Annotated in this window: 8 protein-coding genes; 3 read left to right on the top strand and 5 right to left on the bottom strand. The window is 41.2% G+C overall.

The features are described 5' to 3' along the window. The first annotated feature begins 258 nt into the window (after positions 1-258). Together glpK and FC85_RS11400 are read left to right on the top strand one after the other, a co-directional pair. Complete coding sequence (gene glpK / locus FC85_RS11405) at positions 259-1,767, top strand: glycerol kinase GlpK (RefSeq protein WP_057865660.1); 1,509 nt, start codon at positions 259-261, stop codon at positions 1,765-1,767. Between the two features lie 60 nt (positions 1,768-1,827). Next, positions 1,828-2,181, top strand: a complete 354-nt coding sequence (locus FC85_RS11400; RefSeq protein WP_057865659.1) for a VOC family protein — start codon at positions 1,828-1,830, stop codon at positions 2,179-2,181. A 171-nt stretch (positions 2,182-2,352) separates the two neighbouring features. Here the strand turns inward: FC85_RS11400 and FC85_RS11395 are convergent, their stop codons facing one another. Continuing rightward, on the bottom strand, positions 2,353-3,180 hold the full coding sequence (locus FC85_RS11395; protein ID WP_057865658.1) for a Cof-type HAD-IIB family hydrolase: 828 nt from the start codon (positions 3,178-3,180) through the stop codon (positions 2,353-2,355). A gap of 78 nt (positions 3,181-3,258) precedes the next feature. Between FC85_RS11395 and FC85_RS11390 the strand changes: the two genes are divergently transcribed. Further along, the gene (locus tag FC85_RS11390; protein ID WP_057865657.1) at positions 3,259-4,635 is read left to right on the top strand and encodes an RsmB/NOP family class I SAM-dependent RNA methyltransferase; all 1,377 of its coding nucleotides are present in this window, start codon (positions 3,259-3,261) and stop codon (positions 4,633-4,635) included. Between the two features lie 108 nt (positions 4,636-4,743). Here FC85_RS11390 and fni read toward each other — a convergent pair whose 3' ends face one another. From fni to mvk, 4 genes are read right to left on the bottom strand one after another with little or no spacing between them, the layout of a single operon-like run. Continuing rightward, positions 4,744-5,775, bottom strand: a complete 1,032-nt coding sequence (fni, locus tag FC85_RS11385; protein WP_057865656.1) for a type 2 isopentenyl-diphosphate Delta-isomerase — start codon at positions 5,773-5,775, stop codon at positions 4,744-4,746. A gap of 3 nt (positions 5,776-5,778) precedes the next feature. Next, positions 5,779-6,864: a phosphomevalonate kinase gene (locus FC85_RS11380; protein WP_057865655.1), complete on the bottom strand. Its 1,086-nt coding sequence runs from the start codon at positions 6,862-6,864 to the stop codon at positions 5,779-5,781. A 20-nt stretch (positions 6,865-6,884) separates the two neighbouring features. Continuing rightward, entirely contained in the window at positions 6,885-7,874 is a 990-nt protein-coding gene (gene mvaD, locus FC85_RS11375) for a diphosphomevalonate decarboxylase (protein ID WP_057865654.1), read from the bottom strand. After that, on the bottom strand, positions 7,855-8,832 hold the full coding sequence (gene mvk, locus FC85_RS11370; protein WP_057865669.1) for a mevalonate kinase: 978 nt from the start codon (positions 8,830-8,832) through the stop codon (positions 7,855-7,857). The genes mvaD and mvk overlap by 20 nt, the downstream gene beginning before the upstream one ends. Positions 8,833-8,963 lie beyond the last annotated feature (131 nt).

Raw genomic sequence — 8,963 nt, 5'->3', positions numbered from 1 at the left:
AGTTAGAAGCTGATTTTTATCGGCTTCTAACTGGATCTAATCTTAGATTGTTTTTTAGCCTCGGTTAATCTAACAACCTATCCAAAAACAATCAAGTTGCGGTTGGAATGTAACCTGCATACTTTGTGAATCGCTTTTGATTTCTTGTTCTTTCTTTAAATTTCTTTTTTGATTGGTGTGGTCAATGAGAATATTGTATACTTAAAAAGGTATTAACTACGAAACAAATGCATGAATAACAGGAATGGAGACGTTTACATGAATGATCAGCAATACATAATGGCCATTGATGAAGGTACCACAAGCACCAGGGCAATCTTGTTTAATAATGATGGAGAAATTGTCGGTAAAGCCCAACGTGAATTCCATCAGTATTTTCCGAAATCCGGCTGGGTCGAACATGATGCCAATGAAATTTGGAATGCTGTTCAGTCGGTCATTTCCGAAGCTTTGATTAATGCAGATGTTCAACCATATAAAGTTCGGGGAATTGGCGTAACCAATCAACGGGAGACAACCGTGATTTGGGACAAAAATACAGGTCAACCGATTTATCACGCAGTTGTTTGGCAATCAAAACAAACTGCTGATTTGGCTGATGACCTCAAAAACAAAGGTTATTCTGAAATGATTCACGAAAAGACCGGATTGATTATCGATTCATATTTTTCGGCAACTAAAATTCGCTGGATTTTAGATCACGTAGCCGGTGCACAGCAAAAGGCGGAAAACGGCGATTTATTATTTGGCACTATCGATACATGGGTCCTATGGAAACTAACCGGCGGTAAAGTCCATGCAACCGATTATACTAACGCCAGCCGAACAATGCTGTTCAATATTCATGATCTCAAATGGGATCATGATATTTTGAAATTACTAAACATTCCCGAAAGTATGCTGCCTGAAGTTCATTCTTCTTCAGAAATTTACGGTTATACGGCAGGTTATTCTTTCTCCGGTGTCCAAGTACCAATCGCCGGAATTGCCGGTGACCAACAGGCCGCTTTGTTTGGTCAAATGGCATTACAACGTGGGATGATCAAAAATACGTATGGCACTGGTGCTTTTATCGTGATGAATACCGGTGAAAAACCAACGTTATCCAAACGTGGCTTATTAACAACAATTGCCTATGGCATTGACGGGAAGGTTAATTATGCGCTTGAGGGGAGCATCTTTGTGGCTGGTTCAGCGATTCAGTGGCTTCGTGATGGCATGGAAATGGTGAAAACCTCTCCCGAATCTGAAAAAATGGCGATTGCTGCTAAAAGTACTGATGGGGTTTACGTGGTGCCGGCTTTCACCGGCTTAGGGGCTCCTTACTGGGACCAAGAAGCGCGAGGTGCAGTCTTTGGCTTAACTCGTGGCACGACCAAGAATCAATTTGTTCGGGCAACCTTGGAATCACTAGCTTACCAAACTCGGGACGTCGTTGATACAATGGTTGCGGAAACTGGCATTGATCTTAAAGAGCTGGCAGTTGATGGTGGTGCAGCCAATAACAATTATTTGATGCAATTCCAAGCAGACATTTTAGGAACACCGATTGAAAGAGCTTCAATTTCAGAAACAACTGCGCTAGGTGCGGCCTATCTTGCGGGACTAGCCGTTGGTTACTGGTCGTCCATTGATGAAATTAAAAAAACGGTTAAAGCCCGTGATAATTTCAAGCCGGATATGCAGTTAGCCGAACGGGAGAAACTTTATTCAGGTTGGCAAAAAGCGGTTAAAGCAACTATCCAATATCACCCTGATGAGGATTAGTCACAACATCACTTTTACAAAGTACCACTTAGTTTCAGCCTTTTTAGAAAGTGATATCTAATGAAAATATTGAAGAGCTATACCCGTGTTTACGTTCATCATTTAAATGCAACACTTAATCGATACCAACAATTATTGTCAACAACCGTTGAATCAAGATTTAAATATCCACAGAAGGGGTTGGAATTAGCATCGATTGGTAATCTATTATTAATTAGTGGTAATGAAGACAGTCTGCGACCCTTTCGCACGACCCAAATCACTTTTCTGGTTGATGACCTCGATGAATTTGTTGTCTTTTTTAAACAACATCATTTTCAGATAATTCATCCTTACCAACATGTTCCGACCGGAAAAAACATCACTGTCAAAGATCCCGAGGGATTTATTGCAGAATATGTTCAACATGTCTAACGAGATGCTAATAATTTAAAGCAAAAAGCCCGCAGGAATTTTCATCCCCGCGGGCTTTTACATATCAATAACTCATCAAAATACGGCTCTGTTTTTTAACATACCAAACAACTTCGTAAAAATGATTTTCACTTGAAAATAGTGAAAATTGAATTATTAAACAATCTCATTTTATTGACCTACTGCCAAGTCCAAATGTTCTTGCAGATACCGGGCAACGCCATCCTGTTGGTTATCAAACGTTGTGACATCGTCAGCTGAGTTTTTAATCTGGTCGATGGCATTTTTCATAGCGACACCAGTACCAGCGTATTTCATCATGGTTAAATCATTAGCCTCATCGCCAAACGCAATGATATCTTTTTGCAGAATCCCATAGTAATCAGCTAAAAATTTTAATCCAGTTGACTTGTGAATGCCTTTGGTGGCAATCTCAACAATTGGATGAGGACCACCCCAGGGAGAAACTTCAACTTGATCGCCAAACTGATTTTGAACATAGTCAATCAATCCAGCCTTTAGCTCAGGTCTTACTTCCACTGTGATGCTAATTGGATTGTCCTTGAGGCTTTGCTGGTTTAAAATCTGATTTGTTTGTAAGGTACTTGGGAAAAAACCAAATCCAGATTTAAGTCCCCGATTAGCTAGAAACAGGTTACGGCCTTCAACAGCAATCAGAGAGAGCCCTAACAGCTTACTTTTTTCCAACAATTCCATCACAATTTCGCGATCAATCGTATACTGATATTCACGAGCCCATGCCTGATGTGGTAAAATGCCTAGGTTGCCATTAAAGTTAATCATTGGTGTTTTTAAGTTTAATTCATCATAAAAATTTTCGGAAAGTCGATTAGGGCGTCCGGTAACAATACTTACCAGGTAGCCTTCTTTAACAGCTTGGCTAATGGTCGCCTTGGTTTGGTTACTTAATTCGGCATCATTATTCAATGCAGTCCCATCCAAATCAAGTGCTATTAATTTTTTTGTAATTGTGATCACTCCTTAACCAGCGTATCTATTTATACTATCCGATAAATAAAATTTCGTCAATCATCGACTTCTAAAGAGGAGAAAGTTATGGCTTTACCAACAGATTTCATTAATAAATATCAACACCTACTTGGTCAAAAAGAGGCAAATGCCTTTATTCAAAGCTTTTCCAAGCCTGCTCGTCACGGGTTTCGGATCAACCCGTTAAAGGAAAATCGACCACGCGGGGTTAATTTAACCAATGCTACCGAACACTGTCAATTTGGCTATTACGGCGAAGTAACCGGTAAAACGGTTGATCATCAAAGTGGTGCCGTATACAGCCAGGAACCAAGTGCAATGTACGTGGGGGAGGTTGCTCATCCCAAGCAACACGAGCGCGTTCTCGATTTATGCGCAGCTCCAGGGGGTAAAACAACACACTTGGGAAGTTATTTACAGAATACTGGCTTATTAATCGCTAATGAAATTAATTCAAAACGTTCGAAAATATTGGTTGAAAACACTGAACGGTTCGGTTTAACCAACACAATTGTTACCAACACCACTCCTGAAGTACTTGCCGCCCGCCTTCCAAATTACTTTGATCGGGTATTGGTCGACGCACCGTGCTCAGGTGAAGGGATGTTTCGAAAAGATCCCGACGCGATGCAGTATTGGAATTTAGACTATCCCGCCGAATGTGCAAAACGCCAACGAACGATTCTAAAAGAAGCTGTTAAGACCCTTAAACCCGGGGGTATCTTAGTTTATTCAACTTGTACATTTTCACCGGAGGAAGACGAACAAATCATTGCTTGGCTCGTCAAAACATATGGATTTAATCTGTTACCAGTCAAGAAATTTCCAGGAATGGATAGTGGGGTGCCTGAATGGGCAGATGGTAACTCTGATTTACAAAACTGTGTTCGAATTTTCCCTCAACATTTTAGTGGTGAAGGTCATTTTATTGCCAAACTGCAAAAGCCGACTTCTGAACCGGTACATCAGCAATCCAGTAAACATCACCGTGATGTTGCAATCAATCAAAATACCCAACCAATGAATGCCGAAGAACAAAATCTTTGGGCTGATTTTGAAAGACAAATGCTAAAGAAGCCGATTTTCGGTCGATTAGTCACATTTAAACATGATTTATACTCAGTCCCAGAAATAACACCTAACTTGGCAGGCATCAAAATTGTTCGATTAGGGCTTCAAATTGGCACTTTCAAGAAAAGTCGGTTTGAACCGAGTTACGCATTGGGAATTGCCTTGCATCCTCAAGACGTGATTCATCCGCTTGCCATTAGTTATGCAAGCTGGCAAAAATATGTTCATGGTGATACTTTTTCAGTCGATAAGAGCCTGAAAAAGGGGTGGTATCAATTGATATGTGAAGGCCAACCAGTTGGATTCAGCAAAGTTGTCAATGGCATTGCAAAAAATTTCTTTCCTAAGGGGCTTCGATTTCAAGCTGATTAGGTGGCTAAATCGCTCATTAAATAAAAAAGTAGGCAATCAAGAGACTGAAATGAAATGTTTCTCTTGATTGCCTGCTTTTTATTTAATGATTCAACTCAAAAGGATAAACTAATATGTTAAACCGCGTTGATTTAAATAGGAGATTATCTCTGGGCTTAAAATAAGCTTCTGTGATTGCAATTCTGAAATGGTTGAAGCATGGACCATTAGCATAATGGCCTTCAAGCCGTAAATCCAGTCAAAAACTTTATCTATAAGGGTCTGAGGGCCTTCATGAATCACTTCGTGCAAAAACTGTCCGGCTATGCCAACGGCTGTACTTCCCAAAGCTAAACATTTAGCAACATCCAGCGGTGACTTAACACCACCTGAAGCAAGAATCGTTAAGCGGTCTTGAAATTGGCGACTCTCCAATAATGATTCTCCAGTTGTCAATCCCCAATTCTTTAAATAAGCCATATTCTTCTGTGGACGTCGAAAATTTTCAATTGTTGCAAAATTCGTTCCACCGTGACCACTAACATTAATATAATGGACGCCCAAATCAATGAGTTGAGCAATCGTTTCCCGACTCATCCCAAAGCCAACCTCTTTAACAATCACTGGAACAGAAAGATGGTGAACCATTTGCTCAATATTTGTGATAAAAGAGAATTCACGATCACCTTCGGGCATAATCAATTCTTGGGCCACATTAATATGAAGCTCAAGTGCATTTGCATCAATCATTTCAACGGCAGCCTGCGCATCTTGATAATTTCGGTTGGCACCAATATTTGCAAAAACAATTCCCGTTGGATTAACTTTTCTGACAACTTCAAAAGTTGCCCGTAAAGTTGGATCACTCAAAGCAACACTTTGTGAACCAACAGCCATTGCTAAACCAGTCGCTTTAGCAACCGTGGCAAGCTGCCGATTGATTTCCTGAGTTCTTAGACTACCACCGGAAATCGCTTCAATATAAAAAGGGACATTTAAACTAAGTGGTCCAATTCTGGTCGAAAGATCAATATCAGCTAAGGACGTTTCTGGCAGACTTTGGTGAATAAAGCGAAAGTCAGCAAATGCCGATTGATCTTGATAAAACTTTTCTGCTAGTGACATGTGTTCATCTTTACGGTGAGAATGCTTTGAAATCATGAGCTACTCCTTATCAAGGTCAATAACTGGATGAACCCGCAGCGACAATCTGGTAATGCCATTCTGCCTCCAACGATTAATCATAGAATCAATATCTTGATTTTTATCGATCAACACAATGCCGCAATCACCACCACCGGCACCAGAAGATTTAGCTGCTGCTGAATGTTCAACGGCAATGTCGCACATTTTCTTTAACGTGGGCGTTTCAATTTGGACTTTAGTAAAATCGGCGAGATGTTGAAGAATTTCACGATTTTTTTGAATCCCAGCTTGAATTGCAGCCAAACTACCTTGTTTAAAGCCATCAATCAAGTCCTCAAGGCATTTTTTACTCTCATGCAGAAATTGATTGTAAGTCACATGCTGCTGGCTCTTCTGAATAGCAACTTTGTCAACTAAATGAGAAGTAGATGCCGGAGATCCCGTCCATCCGATAATTAAGCGTAAGTTATCAGGTGGGGTCAACTGGGTAATCTTTAAATGTGGCCATGGTTGATCAACCAGATCCGTTAAAGATTGTTGCATTCTGGCAGCAGCCAACCAAGCGCGATCAAAAGACCGGTAGGCGATCCAACCACCGTAAACGCTCGCAGCAATATCACCTAACGAACCATTTCCTTGAACATCCAGGTGAGCAATCGCTGACAGCTTAAACAATTTACTCTTGGTTAGCGGAATCTTATAAAACAAGCATAGTGCTTTGACTGTCGCAACAGTGACTGCCGCTGAAGACCCCAGACCGTATTTTTTACCATTCGGGCTATCCAAATCGCTGTTAATCCGTAAATCATATAAAGCCATTGAACGGCCAAGCGATTGTGCATAGGCCTCTGTCAAATGGATAGCTGAAATAATATAGTTAAACGTATTATCTCGATTATCAAGGATCATTTCATCACCTTGACGACGCCAGTAAACAGAATCTTCGCGGTACTGCTTAGAAACAATGCTGCCATATGATTTGCTCTGAGAAATTTCGACGGTCACAAATTGATCCAATGCGACAATAATTGACGGGTAGCCAGTTTCAACAACTGCATATTCCCCTGCAATATATAGTTTTCCTGGCGCTTTGACCGTAATCAAGCAATCATTTCCTTTCCAAATTATAAATAGTGGACACCCGGACCTGATTTGGCGAGGGTGACTTTATCAGCACCAAGCATTTCAGTAAACGTCTCAACAACGTCATTAACATGACGCCGCTGACAAAGAACTTTGACGTTTGGTCCGGCATCGATCGTGTAATAACATTCGATACCATTATGCCGAAGTTGTTTCACCATATTCATTGACTCTAGCGTTTCGCTATTAAAATACATAAAGTCGGGATTAGCACTCAGTGTGAGGGCATGCATCCGCATGGCATTAAGCTCACTGATTTCACCAAATTTAGTGAAATCATCATTGCTAATTGCTGATTTAATGGCTGCCAGATCCGTTTGAGCAATTTTTACCCAAGTTGGATAATAAGGCGAAGTGGTTACCGATAAGCGCATGGCTTGGCGGCTCGAAATCGGCTTACGATGACGTTCAACGGTCAGTGCAATGACCTGAACATCGCTTAACCCGTTATCAGCAGTTACCGGCACAGCATAAGAAGAATGGTCATCAGTGCCACGCCGCCACTCAACAAAACCACCGTAAATTGAGCGACAAGCTGATCCCGAACCGCGTCGAGCTAATCTGGACAAATCCTGATGAGACAAATCCAGACCAGCCGCCTTACTACCAGCTGCCGCCAACGCCGCAAATGCTGAGGCTGATGATGCCAGGCCTGCTGCAGTTGGAACGTGATTGGTTGAAACGACTTGAGCATTGGTCGTTATTTCCGCACGTTTTCGAATGATTGACAAAAAGTCATGGACCCGTTGCCACCCTTGACCATTCACTTCCTGTTCATCAATCATAACGACATCGGCAGTCAATGATTCGTCAAAAGTAACATGAGTTTCGGTATAAAATTGATCAAGAGTTAATGACAAGCTACTGGTATACGGAATGATCAATGATTCGTCCTTTTTACCCCAGTACTTGATGAGGGCAATATTTGTATGTGCAATGGCACCAATCGATTTATTTGACCAGGTTGTCATTTTTTTCTCCTGTGGAAATGTCGTAGTTTCGAAAAGATTGAATCCAAGTTTGGGTAGCACCAGCCTGTCTTAATGCAGTTGAAATCTTTTGAGCATCGGCATGATTAGCCGCTAATGCAATCATGCAGCCACCCAAACCACTACCGGTTAATTTAGCACCAAGCGCATGATGTGCTCGGGCAATCCGACAAAAAAGATCCAAAGTTGACGTACTGACACCCAGTTCAGCTAAATGATCCTGCGACTGGTTCATCAATGTCCCCAATAATGACTCGTTTGATGTTGCAAGGGCATGGCGCGCCAAAGTGGCAATTTCTCCTAATTGATTAATCAAGGGAATGGCTAAATCAGGTTCATCAACCACGTTATCGTGAACCAGTGAAACGGCCTGACCAGTTTTGCCTTTAATACCACTGTCAGCAATCACCAAACAGGGCCTTGATAAATGAAATGAGATTTGTTCATTAATCTCGTTTTTAATCAGCCAAATCGGCATGTCGGAGCTGGCAGTTGCCGCATCTAAGCCACTTGGGTTGCCATGGGTGATCTTTTCTTCAACATTTGCCAATTCTAACAACCGACCACGACTAAGAGGTACTTCAAATAAATGGTAAAAAGCCCGAATAAGGGCAACGGATGTAGCGGCTGATGATCCCATACCTCTTTCAGAAGGAATTTTACTTGTAATTCGAAGCATAAATGGCAAATCCCGGTTTCCAAGAACATCCAACAACGTCCCGATAAGAACCCGGACCCCCTTCAAATTGTCGGTCATTTCATTAATTGGGCCATCAAAATACCGACACTTGATTTGTTGTCCAGCGGCAGTCCGCTCAATTTCAGCAGTAACATCAACTGAATATAAAGGCATGGCAATTGAAGGCTTTCCATAGACAACACTATGTTCGCCAAACCAAATGATTTTAGCATTACTTTTTCCTAAAGCATTTTCTTTCAATCTTATCCGCTCACTTTCAAACATTCCAATTTTATCATAATTCAACGATTTCAGAACTTTTTACTATTATTTTTAAAGTTTCATAAAAAATTGCCAACAGACGCCGGTAGATAATCACAACGCGCTTGTAG

Source organism: Lentilactobacillus diolivorans DSM 14421 (assembly GCF_001434255.1).
Taxonomy (GTDB): domain Bacteria; phylum Bacillota; class Bacilli; order Lactobacillales; family Lactobacillaceae; genus Lentilactobacillus; species Lentilactobacillus diolivorans.
The sequence above is the reverse complement of the archived record's forward strand: the minus strand, read 5'-3'. Positions and strand labels throughout refer to the sequence as shown.